Here is a 13273-nt window from a genome sequence, read left to right as displayed (position 1 = left end):
GGTTGTCTCGGTTTGTTCCGCAAAAGCGCGGGGGTATCGGGGGTATCGGACGGGGTATCGCCGTCGACGCGTCCCGCGATACCCCGACCGGCAGGCCGATAGCGGGGTATGGACATGCTGACCGACACGGCGGTGAAAAAGGCGGAGCGACGGGACAAGCCGTACAAGATGGCCGATTCCGGAGGCCTATATCTGCATGTTGCACCTACCGGGTCGAAGTCCTGGCGGATGAAATTCCGCTTCGACGGCAAGGAAAAGCTGCTGACGTTTGGGCCGTACCCCGAGGTCAAGCTATCCGAGGCGCGCGAACGCCGCGATGAAGCGCGCCGACAGATCCGTGATCATATCGACCCGTCCGGTGCGCGGCGGCGGTCGCGTGAGGAGCGCGACCGGAAGGCGCTCGACGAGGCACGGGCGGTGTCCTTTGAGACGGCGGCGCGGGCCTGGTTCGGTCTGCAAAAAGGGCGATGGGCGCCGGTCCACGCGGACGACGTCATCACCAGCTTGGAGCGTGACGTCTTTCCGGCCTTCGGTGCCCGCGCGTTGACCGAGATTGACGCCCCGACCGTGCTGAAGGCGCTTCGCGCGGTGGAGGATCGCGGCTCGATCGAGACGGCGAAGCGACTGCGCCAGCGAATCTCGGCGGTCTTCGCGATGTATATCTCTGAGGGGGTCGTCGCAGTCGATCCGGCGGCGGCGGTCGGAAAGGCGCTGCGTCCGCTGCCGAAGAAAGGTCGGCAGCCCGCGCTGACCGATGTCGACGAAGCGCGCGGCGTGCTGATCGCGGCCGAGGCTTCCGGGGCATCGCCGGTGACCAAGCTGGCTTCGCGCCTGCTAGCGCTGACCCAATCGCGGCCTGGCATGATCCGTGGGGCCGAATGGGAGGAATTCGAGGGTATTGACTGGACCGGGGAGCAGTATGGCCCATTCATGCCGCTGTGGCGCGTCCCGGCGGCGCGCATGAAGCTGGTCAGCGACCTGAAGGCCGAGGAAGCTTTCGAGCACCTGATCCCGCTGCCCTGGCAAGCGGTCGACACTCTGCTCGCGGTGCGGCGACTGTCCGGCCGTGGCCGCTTGGTCTTTCCAAGCCAGCGGCATAGCCACCGCCCGCTGTCCGAGAATGCGATCGGCTATCTGTATAACCGCGTCGGGTATCACGGGCGCCACGTCCCGCACGGCTGGCGCGCCGCATTCTCGACGACGATGAACGCGATCGCCAAGCGCCAGCGCCGAGTCGGCGATGATGACGTGATCGAGCTGATGCTGGCCCATGTCCCGGCCAATAAAGTGAAGGCGGCCTATGACCGGGCGGGACACATGGAGCGGCGGCGCGAGCTATCCCAAGAGTGGGCCGACATGCTCATGAAGGGGCTGGCTCCGGCCAATGATGTGCTCGGCGGGCGACGGCGGGGCGGCTGAGCGCCCCGCCTATCGTTCAGGCCGCGGCCCGCCAGCCGATCGGATTGGCGACCCACGCGTTGATGTCCGCCTCATACCACGCGACCATGCGCGTGCTGATTGGTGTGGCGGGCGGGAACGCTCCGGCGGCCATCTTGCGGTAAATCGTCGCCCGCGACAGCTTCGTCCGAGCGCGGACGTCGGGCAGCCGCAGCAGAGTATCATGCTGACGGTCAGGCATTGCTCTTTACCTCCTCAGGAACATATCGCCGCCAGAGCGCCCTAAGAGCGTCGAGCCATGCCGTGGCATCTTGGCGCTTCGCCTGGGTCGCGCCCTTGCGCGCGAAGAATTTATGGTGATCGACCTGGTCGAGGATCCAGCACCGCGCGAACGGCGGCGGCGGCTCGCCGTGAACGTCCAGCCGGCTGTCGATCGCGAAGTGGACCGCATCGGACTTCTCGGGCGTCCAATCCTCCCGGTCCCGCTTCCGCAGGATCGACAACCGACCGATCAGGATCACGCACCACGCCCCGAACGACGCCGCACGCCCCTCCTCCATCAGCTTCCACACCTCCGGCTGATTTTGCCAGCTGTAGGCGCTCTCGCTCATCGCGAAGCCGGTCCCGGTCATGACGCAATGCTCACTGGCGCCGCGGCGCGCGCGGGGGCACCATCCCCTGGCCGACACGCGAGTCGGCCCATGGAGAGGTTCGACATGAAGATCTTCGCTGCTGCACTGACCGCTGCCGCCCTGTTCGCCACGCCCGCGCTGGCCGCCCCGTGCCGAGATGCGAAGGGAAAATTCATCAAATGCCCCGAGAAGGCCGCCTCAGCGTCGACCCGCTGCAAGGCAGCGAACGGCAAGTTCGCAAAGTGCGGGACGCCAGGCGCGAAGCCGATCAAGTGACCCGCGCGCCCCGGCCGCCCAATGGCCGGGGCACCGACCCGCGCCCGCTCGCTCATCGCGAAACCGGAGGAGGTCATGCGGCGGCCCTTTCGGTCATGAGTACGTCCACGGCGGCAATACGCTCACCGATCCACCGCATGACGGGGACGGCCATGCTGTTGCCGAGCGCCTTGTAGCGCGGGCCGTCTGCCATCGGCTTTCCGCGGTGCGGGACGAGGGTGTAATCGTCAGGGAAGCCCTGGAGCCGTTCGCACTCGCGCGGGGTCAGGCGGCGGACGGCCGAGTTCACCAATGCGGCGGCATGGCCACCAGCGTTGCTGTGGCTATTGGCGTGGCCCATGCTCCGCAACGTCGGGTGGGTGCCCCCCTCCTCGAATTGGACCTGCGTGCCCTTGCAATCGAAGGCGATGGCTGGCGGATGCATTCCGGCGGCAAGGGGATGACAGGGATCGCCCGCCTTGGGGTTGCTGTAATTCGCGGCGCTGGTGATCTGCGTGGTGTCGAACGGCACCGAGACCAATGGCGTGCCGCGCCCTGTACCATCCTCACTGGCGTCAAAGCCCTCCCCGCGCAGCGCGTGCGCGATCACGGTCTCGGTCTCGTAGTCCTGTCGGCCCATGCCACCAGCGTTCAAGCAGTGGCTGAGGGCGGGGGCGAACGCTTGACTGTCGGCTCGGTGGCTGCTGTTTGATTGAGCGCGGAGCGAAGGGCTGATGGCAATGTCTTGCCCCGCTTCTCGGCGCGGCGCAGGATTCCCCGACAGGCTGTGGCGCTCAGAAAGTACCGCTGCGGCACGTCGCCAGTCTCCAAGATGTCCGACAACGAAGACGCGACGGCGCCGCTGTGGAACTCCGAAGTGCTGAGCGTCGAGAACTCGGTAAGCGACCCCATACCCGAGTTCGCCCAGCGCCCCGAGGATGGCTCCAAACGCCCTTCCTCCGTCGATCGACAGGACACCGGGGACGTTCTCCCACACCACCCAGCGGGGCCGTGTGCGATCAGCAAGCCGGAGAAACTCAAGCGAGAGGTTGCCACGGTCTCCGTCCAGTCCCGCTCGGAGGCCTGCGACACTGAAGTCCTGGCAGGGGGTGCCTCCGACAAGAAGGTCAATTGGTCCATATTCGTCGCCCTGAATGGTCGTGAAGTCGCCGTGCAGCGGCGTGTCGGGATAGTGGTGGGCGAGGATCGCGCGCGGAGCCGCTTCGATCTCGCTATAAGCCGCGGCCTGCCAGCCCAGCGGAAGCCAAGCGACAGTGGAGGCGCTGATGCCTGCGCATACGTCGAGGTACCTCACTTCGGCCCCTCCCCGTGCGAGAGGGCGGCGGATACTTTCCCCAGCGCCTTACGAGCTTCCCATATCCGCGTGACGTAACCCGTGCCTGATGCGTAATCGACATTCAGCCAAAGCAGCGCATCAGCAATGCCGCTTTCAGCCTTTTTGATGTTCAGGTCGCGCTCATTCATATCAGCAAGGATAATCCTGATAGCCCCCGCCATACGGCGAGCTATATCTTGAGACATTTGCACATCATCTAATGGCGGACGTTCGATCAGGTTCGCCAATGCGCTCAACTCTTGTGCTGCTTCATTCCGCGTCTGGCACGTCATAGTGCTTTGTCGCCAATCCCTCACCTCCCCCGCATCGCCCGCGCGGCTGTCGAGGGCGGCGAGGGCTTCCACAATCTGTGTCGCCTTATCGGTGGCGTCATCGCGGGCAATGGTCGCGTTGTAGCTCTTCGTCTCGAAGGCCCACGGGTCCAGAATGTGCGCAATGGCGGCGACTAATTCTGCGTTGCTCATTTCCGGCTCCGCTTGTTCTGGTAGGCGTCCACGACTTTTGGCGTGTGGTGATGCGGCGTTTCCTGACCGCAAATCGGGCAAGCGAAACCGCCCCGCCCTTCCGCCTCGCGCACAGCATCCGGCGTCTGGGTGGTCATGCTGCAATACTCCGAAGGGGTTGGCCAAGGATGCCAAGGCCAGCGGTGGCGGCGCGTTCCAGCGCGACGACAGCACGGTCGCCAGCAGCCCAAAGACAGGTGCCGTTCGATGGCGATACGCCTTCCGTGCCATCAGGCCGGAGGAAGCGGATCTTGCGCGTGAATAGGACTCGGTCAGCCTTGGACCAGGCATCCCAGAACCAAGGCGCGCTGGTCCGATCGGGCGTCAGAGCGATGCCGTGTCCGTGCGCGAAGAACTTTTCCAGCCACGGCACGAGGGCACCGCGCCCACCAAACGGCGAGTTCATCCAGACAAAGCCAGTCCAGTCGTGCACCAGCCCATTCGGTGCCGAGAGCCAGCGGCCAGTCGGCACGTGCATCGGCCCGTCATTCGGAGCGGCAACGTCGATGTCGAACCGCTCGCCTAGCGCGTCAAAGACGTAGCCCGGCGTGTACCATTCGTCGGATGCGCCTGGCGTTTCCCAATGGCTCATGCCTTCCCCCCATCGCTGGCGTGAGAGGCGGGGGTGGCGAGAGCGGCGCGGCCAGCGTCAGTCAACTGGTAGAAATCATCGCCCGGTTGAGCCGCGCCAGATTGATCTACGTGGCCTTTCGGGTCGAAGGGCTCGACACTTACCAAACCGGCCTTGAGAGCGTCTTTCGTGATCAGATCGTTGACCTCGATATCCCAGCCGCCATCAATGAACGAATCCCAGACCTGTTGGAAAACTACCGCGCCGAACTGAGTAATCCCCTCCCCCTGGCGGATCGCGTCTGCGGAGAGGGTGGAGAGGCACACGCGGAGGCGAGCGGCAGACGGCGATACGTGACCGTTGAAGTGCGTGAACACCTCTTCGTCCGTGATCTCTCGCTCGAACTCCGCCAGCCGATCAAGCAGGAACAGCGCCTCTTTCACCGCCTCCCGATCCATCGCGGGCGGGGCGGCGCGGGTGTTCCAGGCGGCGATGGCGCGTTCTACCGTCTGATAACCGCCAATCGTCCCACCTCTGTTCGTACCTCCGCAAGATGCGCAGTTGATGCTGTGGGTTTCCATGATTGGCGAACCATCGGCCCAGCGGGCGTCATCCAGCGGACGCGAATATGTGGTTCGACCTGGGTATGCCTTACCCCCACAAAACGGGCACGGCAGCAGCTTCGTGCTTTCGGGTATGTCAGCCACGGGCGGCCTCCCCCAGGGCAAAGGGGAAAAATTCGATCGCGAGGCAGCACACCATTGCGACCCCGACGATGAAGGCGAGCGCCGATAGGGCGCGGCTAGGCTTACGCATTGGCGTTCTCCTGGGATTTTTCGCGGCGGGCCTGCTGGCGGCGCAGGTCAGCCCGGGCGAGGCCGATGGCGTCCGCCAGATACTTCGCGGCGGCGGTTCCGCTGTGCGGCGCGTCCTGGCGAGCGGTGCGGGTCCGCATGATCGAACAGCCATTCTCGACGGTGCGGGCGACCATGGTTGCCGATACGCAGCCCTCCGGCATGTCGATCGACGGACCGTGCGCAGCCACAGCGACGACTACAGCAGCCTCCCCATCGTCGCGCAGGCTCGCCAGCATGACGCCAATCGCGTTGATCTCGGCGGGGGTCATGCCGCTTCCCAGTGACGAAGGTCTTCGTCGACCAGCGCCCGCGCATCGTCTTCGTCCCAGTCAATACCGGGGCATCCGAATGGCTCGTCAAGATCGATCGCGTCGAATGTGGCCCGCGCGCTTTCTAGGGCGACGGCTCGGCTCAGGGTGTTCCAGCGGAAGCAGAGAATGCGGCGCGATGTACGGCGTTGATACCAATCGGCCATCCATTCGATGAATCGCTGAGCCGCGTCCACCTTGGCGCTGGTCAGCGCCAGTGATCTCTCGATCTGCCCCAGGTGCTGCGCCTGCGTCCGCGCGTCATCCAGCGCATTGTGATGCGTCCCGACGCGGGCCAGCTTCACCTGTGGCGTGCGAGCCTTCATGGTCCGATAGCATCGGTTCTGCCAGAACGGCCACGCCAGCTTGCAACCGGCAGCGCGGGCGGCGGCGGCAAGGATCGCGTTGTCGAAATCGGAGCCGTTGCCGTAAACCGTGCAACCGGGGTGGCGCGCGACGAACCGGTTCAGTTCGTCCAGCGCTGCGGGTAGCGAAAGCGTACCGTCCGGGTCCTCGGCCAGCAGGAGGATTTGGCGCGCCTCGTCCGTCTGCTTTGCCCACCAGTCCAGCGTGTCCTGCTCTTCGAACAGGCCGTGCTCTCTGCAGCTGATGCGAGACACGACGACATACAGTTCGTCGACGACCCAGCCATCGACATGAAACGCGACGGCACCGATCGACAAGATGCCGCAGCCCGGGGTGCTTCCGACCGTTTCCAGGTCGATCATGATACGATTGGCCATTATCGGGCCTCAACGGTCTGCTGGACACCGGCCTCGGCGGTATCGAGCGTTGAGCCAGCCGGGTGGGGATCGGCCGAGGCGGCATTGGAGACGGGGAAAAGGGTGGCGATGGCGTGCCAGCGCTCGGCGGCACGCTCGACCATGGCGCACCACACCTCGGCGATGCGATCCCAATGGGTCGTGATATCGTGATACAGAGACGCCAGGGCGCACATGCCAGCGACGGCGAAAATGCAGCCGCACAAGACGCCGAGCGCATAGGCGGCGTGATCGATGAAGGTCATCGGATGGGCCTCCGAGTGGTGGGATAGGAAGGTCGGGAGAAGGCACCGCCACCGCCGAAGACTCGGTCCTGGTAATAACCGTCGTCAGGTCCGGCGGGGCGGCGGCGCGGGAAATGAGCCCACCCGTCCGCATGGACGAGCGATGGTTGGCCATCAGGGGCGATGACCTTGATCTTGGATTTAGCCTTGCCTCGCTGCCCCTTACCGATAACGGGGCATTCGAACTCATAGACAGCAGGCAGATCGCCAAGCGTCGGGCAGACCTCTTCGCCGACCGACTGGCGCCGGACGAACATGGCGGGGCAGGTCAGCAGGTCCATGCCCCGTTCGATCAGTGCGGCCTGCTGCTCAGTGGTCCACCGCTCTCCGCCAACTTGAGCGCCGTCGACAATCTGGTATCCTGCGATGTCGCCGTACCATGGTGTCCGCACCGAAGGCGCTTTCCGGCGAACCATCGGCTGCCGCCCAATCGGCGGGAGATTGGGATCAGCCAAGGCTCGCCTCCACATACTGGCGGACCTGGCCTATCCATGACACCTTTTCGGCGGCTTGGTTCGAAAAGCGTTCGGCAATGACAGCTTCCGCTTCCGCTTCGTGTGCGGCCTGCTCGGCCCACGCTTGATAGTCGGCCAGCTTGGCCAAGACGGCGTGCACCGGTGGCATCTTCTCCCGGCCACGTACTTGCCTCACGAGGGAATCCGTCACCTCGATCAGCATCATCAATGCGTATGCTGAACCGATTTGCATCGTCTCGGCTTTGGAATGGAGATCGCCGTATATCGCCGACCTCTCAGCCTTCATTGCGCCGAGATCCTGGTATTTCTTCGGGTTGAACCGCGCCTCGGCGATCAGCGGTGCCAGCCGCCGATAGCGGCCCACCTTCTCGCGCAAGTCGCGAAACGCCTGTTCGAAATCGGGGTCTATCTCGGCCAGCGTGACGGGACCGGGGCGGCGGGCGGCGGCGCTCATGCGACCTCCCCACGAGCGAACTGGCGCTCCCACTTCTCGCGGCCGTCCCAGCCCTCCCAATATTCATTGGCGAGAGCCTCGGCCGATCCACCCGGAAGAGTCATTTCAAATTCCGACCAGCCGATTACGTCGGTCTGATGTTGATGACAGCCCATCGACAGGGGCACGCAATACCGGTCTGCGACCTTGCTGCTCAGCCCCTTGGCGTCTGTGGTCCCCTTTCCCGCGTGATCGACGTGCGCGGCCTGAATGGGGCCCGAGCAGCACGGATTCTTACCCTGACAAGCGCACGGTAAGCCGCGGAGCCAGCGCTTAAATTCTTCGCAGCATTTCCACGCCGGGCGGCCAGCACGAGGCGGCTTGCGACGCTGAAACGCTGATCTCGGCAAAATGGACGACCGGCGCATCAGCCGCGCGCCATCTGCTGCAGCATGTCGACCTGCTTCGAGACCGGCAGCGACTGATACCGGGCCCGCAGCGCCGAAAGCGTCAGCTGCCGACGGTCATCGTTCCTATGCTGGGGAATGCCCGCGATGCAGGACATAGCGATCTCCTCGACCGCTTCGCTCGCATCAGGCGGCGATCAGCGGTGAGGGCATATTCCGATATTCGGATTATATCGTCAAGAACAAAGATGCGATTTTCGGAATATACAAAAATCACTCTTGATGGCGTTCTCTTTATGTTCCAGCTTTATGACGACAAAACGAGAGCGAGTCCATGTCCGGGAGAAAGTTGGTCAGGTATTATCGGGCTACATCGTTCGGCCAGCCGGTTGGCATCTGGCGTGATTCGCTGAGGCAAGCGCGTGAGGATTTAATCAGCCTCGGCCTTGGCTCCTACGATGAGTGGGGATGGTTTTTCGTCACCGTACCCGGCGGCTTCGAAACAGACAGCGTCTGGATGGACTTTGACGAATGGAGCGCAAATTCACATGCGCGCCGCGCGCCAAACCACCCGGCCGATCACCGTAAAGCCCTCCCCGCTGCCGATCGTGATGTCCTTATGCGCCGGGTTGTTCGAGCAGGGGACCAGTCGCGCGGGCGCGTCCGCAAACTGCTTGAACGTCGCATCACCTGACGAGTCCTGGATTACATAAAAGCGACCGGGGAATAGCGCTTTATCACTAGGGTCCACGACTACAACGCCCCCGTCTTCGACAAGCTTGTCCATCGAATCGCCCTGTACTTCCAGCACGAACGCATCCGAATGAAGGGAGGGGTCAGGCGCTGGCATTCTGTTCGCCGTCGTCTTGATAGCCTCCGACCAGTGACCTGCGGCCACCTGCCCGATGATTGGAAGCATACGGACGCCTTCGCCTGTCGCCACCGGTGCGGCACCGAGCCAGTCACGAATCTTGTCCATCTCCTCGACGGTGAACCGGCGTTCACCGGAGAACGACTTCGAGATTTTATTCGGCATGACGTCGAGCAGATTGGCAAGATCCACCTGCTTGTAGCCGCGCTCCCGCATGAGCCGTTTGATGTCCTGCACGTCCATAGGACCATAAAGACCCCCATTCCGATAATCGCAATTACTATTATCGGAAGTTTTCGCTTGCTTTAATGTTCCGATTATCGGATGTTGCTGGTCATGGAAACGCCCGCAAGCAGAGTGATCGACGCCTTCGGAGGTACGACCGCCGTGGCCCGCCTGGTGGAAGCGCCGGTTTCGACCGTCCATAGCTGGCGGAAGAACGGCATCCCAACTAGCCGTTTGCATCATCTGCGGCTGGCCTCCCGTGCAAAGCGACTGAAGGTCGATATCGACGCGCTTTTGGCCTCCACGGCGGCGGCGCCCTCTGAGCAGGTAGCAGCATAATGGCCTGCCACCCCGAGCAGCCGTTCACGGCGGCGCAGGAAGAGCGCATCCGCCAGATCGTCGATGAACGTCGATCGACGGATCGCCTCGATGTCTTCGGTGCTATTCCGGTGAGCCCGGCACATATGGAGGGCGAACTCCAGCGCGAACCTCGACTTGGAATAGCACCGATTTCCAGAAACTCTCCTCGTGATGAAGGAGCCGCTGAATGATCGCGTGCAAATTCTCTGATGGATTGTCCGTTCGGGCGTACATTCCTTCGACGGATTGCAGTGACTCTTCGGCCACGCGCTTGGTTGTGGCGATCGTATCGCCGCCGCTGTTTGCGAGGAAGTTAGCCCACATCGCTTCTGTGACGTGGCGCAACATGAGCAATTCGGCCTTTGTCTCGAATGCGTCGTCCATATATTTTCGTCTCCGTGTAGGTCTCGACAACCGCACGATAGCCGAAGGCCGGAGCGCGTCCAGTGCTCCGGCTGGAGGGTGCTGACATGGCCTGCGCCGACATTCACTTCCTCTCCCTTACGGCTGCCCCCGTACTCCCTACTGCTGGCAGCTGTGACCCCACCGGCGGCGCGTCGCTTCCCTGCGCCGCCGGTGAGTTGGTCGACCAGCGCGCGAGCGATCGCGATGCGGACGGCGTGCGGTGCGGTGGAGAGGCTATCCCTGTTCATACCGCTGGAGTTGCCCGATGACCGGCCCAACTGTCGTTGCGAAATCGGAACAGATTTCCAAACCCCGGTTGCACGCGAAGATCATGCGCGGCTGGGCGCGGGCAATCGACCGCATGGGCAAGGGTGCCTTTGCTGACGCGATCGAATGCAGCGCCCAGGCGCTGGACAAGCAGCTGGCCGGGTCGATGCCGTCGCTTGAGACGCTGGACCGAGCCCTCGCCGCCGAGCCGACCATTCTCGACGACTGGCTGGCGGCGCGCGGAAAGCGCCTCGTCGACCAGGACGCGACCTGTGACGTGGACGACATGAGCCTGCTCATCGCCCGCGTCATGGTGATGATCCAGGAAGCCGAGCACCCCGAGGGGCCTGGCGGCCGGACGATCGTCCCGCAGGAATATCTCGGCGGCGAGAAGATCATTCGCGAATTGCATGCGGTGACGGGTCGGTGGCTGGAGCGCTGTTCCGCCATCCGGCGACCGCGTGAGGTGGCCTGACACGAGGAATTGAACGCCGCTGAACGCGGCTTGGAGTGACGACAATGACGATTGCCAATGACGACGCGGGAGCGGCTGGCGCTGCTTTCGCGACCGAAGAATTGCGTCTTGCGATGGTGCAGCCTGCGGCGGCGGTGATCGTCTCCAGCGGGCAGGCCTATCGCTTCCTGCCGATCAGCGATCCGGGCCGGGCTGTGCTCCCGCTGTTCAAGGTGGCGGCGTAATGGCCGACCATATCGACATGGCGAACGACCTCGCCGCTGCCGAGACGGCCCGTCACATCGCCGCTGCGCGCCAGCCCATCCCGGTCGGCCAGGCTGGTGAATGCGACCAGTGCGGCGATCACTTCGATCGGCTGGTCCGCGATCACAAGGGTCTACGCTGCGGCTATTGCCGTGACGGTCGGCGGAAGCCGCGCTGATGGGACGCGGGTGCAGCGATAGCTCCTGGGCGCTGATGCAGACGCTCGTGCAGGAGCACACACCGGGGACCGTCCTGGCACTGATGCAGCGGAGCGTATCGGGCGATGTGCCCAGCTTCAACGCGATCAAGCAGGCCCGCACGGACTTCCTTCAATCGCAACCCCAGCGTGCCCGCCGTCGCGAGCCGCAGGGCACGATGCCTGTGCCGGTACGCAAGCCGCCCCGCCCGCCTCTGTCCTTCGAGGAAAAGCTGGCCCGCGTGGCCGCAGGGGCCGCCATCATCACCGTGCGTCCGCTGCGCAAGCCCGCACCTGATTTCACCCTTGGCGGCGTCGCCAGCGCCAGCCTCTGACAGGAGAACAACCATGGCAGATCACGATGAGACCACCGGCAACGTCACCGCCGACGAGCTTCGCCTCCCGATCGAGCGCGCCGAGCGCCTGGAGGAAGAGAAGAAGGGCATCAGCGAGGACATCAAGGATGTTTTCGCCGAGGCCAAGGCGCGCGGGTACGAGCCCAAGGCCATCCGCGAGATCATCAAGATCCGCAAAAAGAAGCGGGAGGAATACCAAGAGGAGGAAGCGATCCTCGAGACCTACATGCAAGCGCTCGGGATGATCTGATGCTTGGGTCGCTGCTCTCCATCTTCCGCCCCGCTGCCGTTGACCGCCTCGCCCCGCTGCGCGCCGCCCTCGACGCGTCGTTGGCGGAACGTCGGATGCAGCGGCCCACCTCCCCCCGCTTGGAGACGCGTCGGTTCGAACTGGCGCGTCCCAAGGTCGAAGAACTGCGGCGCTCGCTCGCCGATCAGCAGGTGTCACACGGATGATCGTCATCTCAGACCAGATTCCTCAGATCGACAGCCCTGAGCAATATCAGGCTGCTGTCGTTCGCGCGGCCTGGCTGTTCAAACAGCAAGGGATGAAAGACGCCGCGAAGTTCGCCGCGGGCGTTCATGAGCGAGCAGTCGATTATCTGGAGCAGGCCCCAGTCCTTGCGCTCGCCGTGCTCGCAGGAGGCGGCAAGCTCAACGGCGGGCAGCGCAACCGCGCCTATGCCGCTCATAAGCTCGGCGGGCTGTGTCGGGATGGTGCCAAGCTGCGCGATGTCATGGCAGCGTACGGCCTTCCGACGGTGCTGCGCAAATTGAAGGCGAAGGCACTTTGCCTCGATGACGAAGCCGCAATCCGCGACATCGCAGCGCTCAACCCATCAACGATCAGCCAGATTATCCCGTCGAGCGTGGCGAAGCAGCGGATCTGGCTGAGCGCGATCGGCGCTTGGCGGTACCGCGCGCGGTGGCGCAACCAGGGCGTATTTCCCTGCCCGCCGTGGGCTATCGTCCAAATTGCCAAGCACGGCATCCGCCCCGCCGCCGTCGATGAAGTGGCGGATTTCCACCTGCGCGGTGACGTCAAAATCAATCCGTGCTGGGAATGGCCGCGCGCCGTCGCGGCGGCGGAAGACTGGCACGACCGCATGTCCGCTGGCGACGCCAAGACGAAGTTCGGCATCATGGCCGACCAAGTCATCGACCTCGGCAATCATCCTAATCATGCCGTCATCAGCGACCTTGAGTTCATCGCTCTCCGGACGCCGCTCGCGATCCATGCGGAGGGCGTCAGCATGCATCACTGCGTCAGTTCCTATGTGAGCAGCGTTCTGGGCGGCTTCTGCCATATCGTGTCGATCCGGCAGGACGAACGCCGCATTGCCACAATGGAACTGGTCGACGGGCAAATCCGGCAGTTGAAGGGCCGGTTCAATGCACAGGTTCCGCCGCACGTATGGTCCGCGGCGCGCGACTATGCAGCCGAACAGCGGAAAGCCCGCGCGTGAGTCTTGCGGCGCTCATCCGTGACATGGCCGCTGCTGGCGCGACGCCTGAGGCAATCGCCATTGCCGTGGAGGCAATCGAGCGCGCCCAGGTCGCCGCCGATGCGCCGCGCGCCGCTGCGCGGGATCGGAAGCGGAAGCAACGGGAG

Annotated in this window: 25 protein-coding genes; 10 read left to right on the top strand and 15 right to left on the bottom strand. The window is 63.9% G+C overall.

Going from position 1 to position 13273, the window contains the following annotated elements; translation table 11 throughout:
* Positions 1-114 precede the first annotated feature (114 nt).
* Entirely contained in the window at positions 115-1419 is a 1305-nt protein-coding gene (locus ACWPWT_RS16210; protein WP_261270623.1) for a tyrosine-type recombinase/integrase, read from the top strand.
* A 16-nt stretch (positions 1420-1435) separates the two neighbouring features.
* Here the strand turns inward: ACWPWT_RS16210 and ACWPWT_RS16205 are convergent, their stop codons facing one another.
* Both ACWPWT_RS16205 and ACWPWT_RS16200 read right to left on the bottom strand, forming a co-directional pair.
* A complete protein-coding gene (locus ACWPWT_RS16205) occupies positions 1436-1639 on the bottom strand; it encodes a helix-turn-helix transcriptional regulator (RefSeq protein WP_261270624.1) in 204 nt (67 codons plus the stop codon).
* Positions 1632-2030 carry a hypothetical protein gene (locus tag ACWPWT_RS16200; protein WP_261270625.1) on the bottom strand — a complete coding sequence of 133 codons (399 nt, stop codon included), beginning with the start codon at positions 2028-2030 and terminating at the stop codon, positions 1632-1634. Before ACWPWT_RS16200 ends, ACWPWT_RS16205 begins: the two co-directional genes overlap by 8 nt.
* 84 nt (positions 2031-2114) lie before the next feature.
* Here ACWPWT_RS16200 and ACWPWT_RS16195 point away from each other — a divergent pair, with 84 nt between their 5' ends.
* Positions 2115-2306: a hypothetical protein gene (locus ACWPWT_RS16195; protein ID WP_261270626.1), complete on the top strand. Its 192-nt coding sequence runs from the start codon at positions 2115-2117 to the stop codon at positions 2304-2306.
* Positions 2307-2379: 73 nt separating this feature from the next.
* On the opposite strand, the gene ACWPWT_RS16190 is transcribed toward ACWPWT_RS16195, so the two are convergent.
* From ACWPWT_RS16190 to ACWPWT_RS16135, 12 genes are all read right to left on the bottom strand, one after another.
* Complete coding sequence (locus ACWPWT_RS16190) at positions 2380-3600, bottom strand: DNA cytosine methyltransferase (protein WP_454280555.1); 1221 nt, start codon at positions 3598-3600, stop codon at positions 2380-2382.
* A complete protein-coding gene (locus tag ACWPWT_RS16185) occupies positions 3597-4106 on the bottom strand; it encodes a hypothetical protein (RefSeq protein WP_454280554.1) in 510 nt (169 codons plus the stop codon). Before ACWPWT_RS16185 ends, ACWPWT_RS16190 begins: the two co-directional genes overlap by 4 nt.
* A complete protein-coding gene (locus ACWPWT_RS16180; protein ID WP_454280553.1) occupies positions 4103-4243 on the bottom strand; it encodes a hypothetical protein in 141 nt (46 codons plus the stop codon). Before ACWPWT_RS16180 ends, ACWPWT_RS16185 begins: the two co-directional genes overlap by 4 nt.
* A complete protein-coding gene (locus tag ACWPWT_RS16175) occupies positions 4240-4737 on the bottom strand; it encodes a DNA N-6-adenine-methyltransferase (protein WP_454280552.1) in 498 nt (165 codons plus the stop codon). Before ACWPWT_RS16175 ends, ACWPWT_RS16180 begins: the two co-directional genes overlap by 4 nt.
* Positions 4734-5423, bottom strand: coding sequence for a Lar family restriction alleviation protein (locus ACWPWT_RS16170; RefSeq protein WP_454280551.1), 690 nt, complete (start codon positions 5421-5423; stop codon positions 4734-4736). The genes ACWPWT_RS16175 and ACWPWT_RS16170 overlap by 4 nt, the downstream gene beginning before the upstream one ends.
* A gap of 101 nt (positions 5424-5524) precedes the next feature.
* On the bottom strand, positions 5525-5842 hold the full coding sequence (locus ACWPWT_RS16165) for a hypothetical protein (protein WP_454280550.1): 318 nt from the start codon (positions 5840-5842) through the stop codon (positions 5525-5527).
* The gene (locus tag ACWPWT_RS16160; RefSeq protein ID WP_454280549.1) at positions 5839-6624 is read right to left on the bottom strand and encodes a 3'-5' exonuclease; all 786 of its coding nucleotides are present in this window, start codon (positions 6622-6624) and stop codon (positions 5839-5841) included. Before ACWPWT_RS16160 ends, ACWPWT_RS16165 begins: the two co-directional genes overlap by 4 nt.
* Positions 6624-6908 (bottom strand): hypothetical protein, encoded by a 285-nt coding sequence (locus tag ACWPWT_RS16155; RefSeq protein WP_454280548.1) that lies wholly within the window; start codon positions 6906-6908, stop codon positions 6624-6626. The genes ACWPWT_RS16160 and ACWPWT_RS16155 overlap by 1 nt, the downstream gene beginning before the upstream one ends.
* The gene (locus tag ACWPWT_RS16150; protein ID WP_454280547.1) at positions 6905-7402 is read right to left on the bottom strand and encodes a hypothetical protein; all 498 of its coding nucleotides are present in this window, start codon (positions 7400-7402) and stop codon (positions 6905-6907) included. The genes ACWPWT_RS16155 and ACWPWT_RS16150 overlap by 4 nt, the downstream gene beginning before the upstream one ends.
* Positions 7395-7877 carry a hypothetical protein gene (locus tag ACWPWT_RS16145; protein ID WP_454280546.1) on the bottom strand — a complete coding sequence of 161 codons (483 nt, stop codon included), beginning with the start codon at positions 7875-7877 and terminating at the stop codon, positions 7395-7397. Before ACWPWT_RS16145 ends, ACWPWT_RS16150 begins: the two co-directional genes overlap by 8 nt.
* 406 nt (positions 7878-8283) lie before the next feature.
* Positions 8284-8421 (bottom strand): hypothetical protein, encoded by a 138-nt coding sequence (locus tag ACWPWT_RS16140; protein ID WP_454280545.1) that lies wholly within the window; start codon positions 8419-8421, stop codon positions 8284-8286.
* Between the two features lie 386 nt (positions 8422-8807).
* Positions 8808-9377 (bottom strand): LexA family protein, encoded by a 570-nt coding sequence (locus ACWPWT_RS16135; protein ID WP_454280544.1) that lies wholly within the window; start codon positions 9375-9377, stop codon positions 8808-8810.
* 81 nt (positions 9378-9458) lie between these two features.
* On the opposite strand from ACWPWT_RS16135, the gene ACWPWT_RS16130 reads away from it, so the two are divergent.
* Entirely contained in the window at positions 9459-9698 is a 240-nt protein-coding gene (locus tag ACWPWT_RS16130; protein WP_454280543.1) for a carph-isopro domain-containing protein, read from the top strand.
* A gap of 102 nt (positions 9699-9800) precedes the next feature.
* Here the strand turns inward: ACWPWT_RS16130 and ACWPWT_RS16125 are convergent, their stop codons facing one another.
* On the bottom strand, positions 9801-10103 hold the full coding sequence (locus tag ACWPWT_RS16125; protein ID WP_397567756.1) for a hypothetical protein: 303 nt from the start codon (positions 10101-10103) through the stop codon (positions 9801-9803).
* Positions 10104-10389: 286 nt separating this feature from the next.
* Between ACWPWT_RS16125 and ACWPWT_RS16120 the strand changes: the two genes are divergently transcribed.
* From ACWPWT_RS16120 to ACWPWT_RS16090, 7 genes are read left to right on the top strand one after another with little or no spacing between them, the layout of a single operon-like run.
* Positions 10390-10866: a hypothetical protein gene (locus ACWPWT_RS16120; RefSeq protein WP_454280542.1), complete on the top strand. Its 477-nt coding sequence runs from the start codon at positions 10390-10392 to the stop codon at positions 10864-10866.
* 44 nt (positions 10867-10910) lie between these two features.
* Positions 10911-11090: a hypothetical protein gene (locus ACWPWT_RS16115; protein ID WP_454280541.1), complete on the top strand. Its 180-nt coding sequence runs from the start codon at positions 10911-10913 to the stop codon at positions 11088-11090.
* On the top strand, positions 11090-11287 hold the full coding sequence (locus ACWPWT_RS16110; RefSeq protein WP_397567759.1) for a conjugal transfer protein TraR: 198 nt from the start codon (positions 11090-11092) through the stop codon (positions 11285-11287). The genes ACWPWT_RS16115 and ACWPWT_RS16110 overlap by 1 nt, the downstream gene beginning before the upstream one ends.
* A 35-nt stretch (positions 11288-11322) precedes the next feature.
* Complete coding sequence (locus ACWPWT_RS16105) at positions 11323-11640, top strand: hypothetical protein (protein ID WP_454280540.1); 318 nt, start codon at positions 11323-11325, stop codon at positions 11638-11640.
* Between the two features lie 13 nt (positions 11641-11653).
* Positions 11654-11911, top strand: a complete 258-nt coding sequence (locus tag ACWPWT_RS16100) for a DUF2312 domain-containing protein (protein ID WP_454280539.1) — start codon at positions 11654-11656, stop codon at positions 11909-11911.
* Positions 11911-12117 (top strand): hypothetical protein, encoded by a 207-nt coding sequence (locus ACWPWT_RS16095; RefSeq protein WP_454280538.1) that lies wholly within the window; start codon positions 11911-11913, stop codon positions 12115-12117. The genes ACWPWT_RS16100 and ACWPWT_RS16095 overlap by 1 nt, the downstream gene beginning before the upstream one ends.
* Complete coding sequence (locus ACWPWT_RS16090; protein ID WP_454280537.1) at positions 12114-13127, top strand: PcfJ domain-containing protein; 1014 nt, start codon at positions 12114-12116, stop codon at positions 13125-13127. The genes ACWPWT_RS16095 and ACWPWT_RS16090 overlap by 4 nt, the downstream gene beginning before the upstream one ends.
* Positions 13128-13273 lie beyond the last annotated feature (146 nt).

The organism is Sphingomonas sp. Marseille-Q8236 (assembly GCF_965112005.1).
The sequence above is the reverse complement of the archived record's forward strand: the minus strand, read 5'-3'. Positions and strand labels throughout refer to the sequence as shown.

Coding starts and splice junctions, on each gene's coding strand:
- ACWPWT_RS16135 (WP_454280544.1), bottom strand. CDS start 9,377: ATGGACGTGCAGGACATCAAACGGCTCATGCGGGAGCGCGGCTACAAG.
- ACWPWT_RS16140 (WP_454280545.1), bottom strand. CDS start 8,421: ATGTCCTGCATCGCGGGCATTCCCCAGCATAGGAACGATGACCGTCGG.
- ACWPWT_RS16130 (WP_454280543.1), top strand. CDS start 9,459: ATGTTGCTGGTCATGGAAACGCCCGCAAGCAGAGTGATCGACGCCTTC.
- ACWPWT_RS16210 (WP_261270623.1), top strand. CDS start 115: ATGCTGACCGACACGGCGGTGAAAAAGGCGGAGCGACGGGACAAGCCG.
- ACWPWT_RS16160 (WP_454280549.1), bottom strand. CDS start 6,624: ATGGCCAATCGTATCATGATCGACCTGGAAACGGTCGGAAGCACCCCG.
- ACWPWT_RS16175 (WP_454280552.1), bottom strand. CDS start 4,737: ATGAGCCATTGGGAAACGCCAGGCGCATCCGACGAATGGTACACGCCG.
- ACWPWT_RS16180 (WP_454280553.1), bottom strand. CDS start 4,243: ATGACCACCCAGACGCCGGATGCTGTGCGCGAGGCGGAAGGGCGGGGC.
- ACWPWT_RS16125 (WP_397567756.1), bottom strand. CDS start 10,103: ATGGACGACGCATTCGAGACAAAGGCCGAATTGCTCATGTTGCGCCAC.
- ACWPWT_RS16155 (WP_454280548.1), bottom strand. CDS start 6,908: ATGACCTTCATCGATCACGCCGCCTATGCGCTCGGCGTCTTGTGCGGC.
- ACWPWT_RS16185 (WP_454280554.1), bottom strand. CDS start 4,106: ATGAGCAACGCAGAATTAGTCGCCGCCATTGCGCACATTCTGGACCCG.
- ACWPWT_RS16110 (WP_397567759.1), top strand. CDS start 11,090: ATGGCCGACCATATCGACATGGCGAACGACCTCGCCGCTGCCGAGACG.
- ACWPWT_RS16165 (WP_454280550.1), bottom strand. CDS start 5,842: ATGACCCCCGCCGAGATCAACGCGATTGGCGTCATGCTGGCGAGCCTG.
- ACWPWT_RS16200 (WP_261270625.1), bottom strand. CDS start 2,030: ATGACCGGGACCGGCTTCGCGATGAGCGAGAGCGCCTACAGCTGGCAA.
- ACWPWT_RS16105 (WP_454280540.1), top strand. CDS start 11,323: ATGCAGACGCTCGTGCAGGAGCACACACCGGGGACCGTCCTGGCACTG.
- ACWPWT_RS16205 (WP_261270624.1), bottom strand. CDS start 1,639: ATGCCTGACCGTCAGCATGATACTCTGCTGCGGCTGCCCGACGTCCGC.
- ACWPWT_RS16195 (WP_261270626.1), top strand. CDS start 2,115: ATGAAGATCTTCGCTGCTGCACTGACCGCTGCCGCCCTGTTCGCCACG.
- ACWPWT_RS16090 (WP_454280537.1), top strand. CDS start 12,114: ATGATCGTCATCTCAGACCAGATTCCTCAGATCGACAGCCCTGAGCAA.
- ACWPWT_RS16100 (WP_454280539.1), top strand. CDS start 11,654: ATGGCAGATCACGATGAGACCACCGGCAACGTCACCGCCGACGAGCTT.
- ACWPWT_RS16095 (WP_454280538.1), top strand. CDS start 11,911: ATGCTTGGGTCGCTGCTCTCCATCTTCCGCCCCGCTGCCGTTGACCGC.
- ACWPWT_RS16115 (WP_454280541.1), top strand. CDS start 10,911: ATGACGATTGCCAATGACGACGCGGGAGCGGCTGGCGCTGCTTTCGCG.
- ACWPWT_RS16120 (WP_454280542.1), top strand. CDS start 10,390: ATGACCGGCCCAACTGTCGTTGCGAAATCGGAACAGATTTCCAAACCC.
- ACWPWT_RS16145 (WP_454280546.1), bottom strand. CDS start 7,877: ATGAGCGCCGCCGCCCGCCGCCCCGGTCCCGTCACGCTGGCCGAGATA.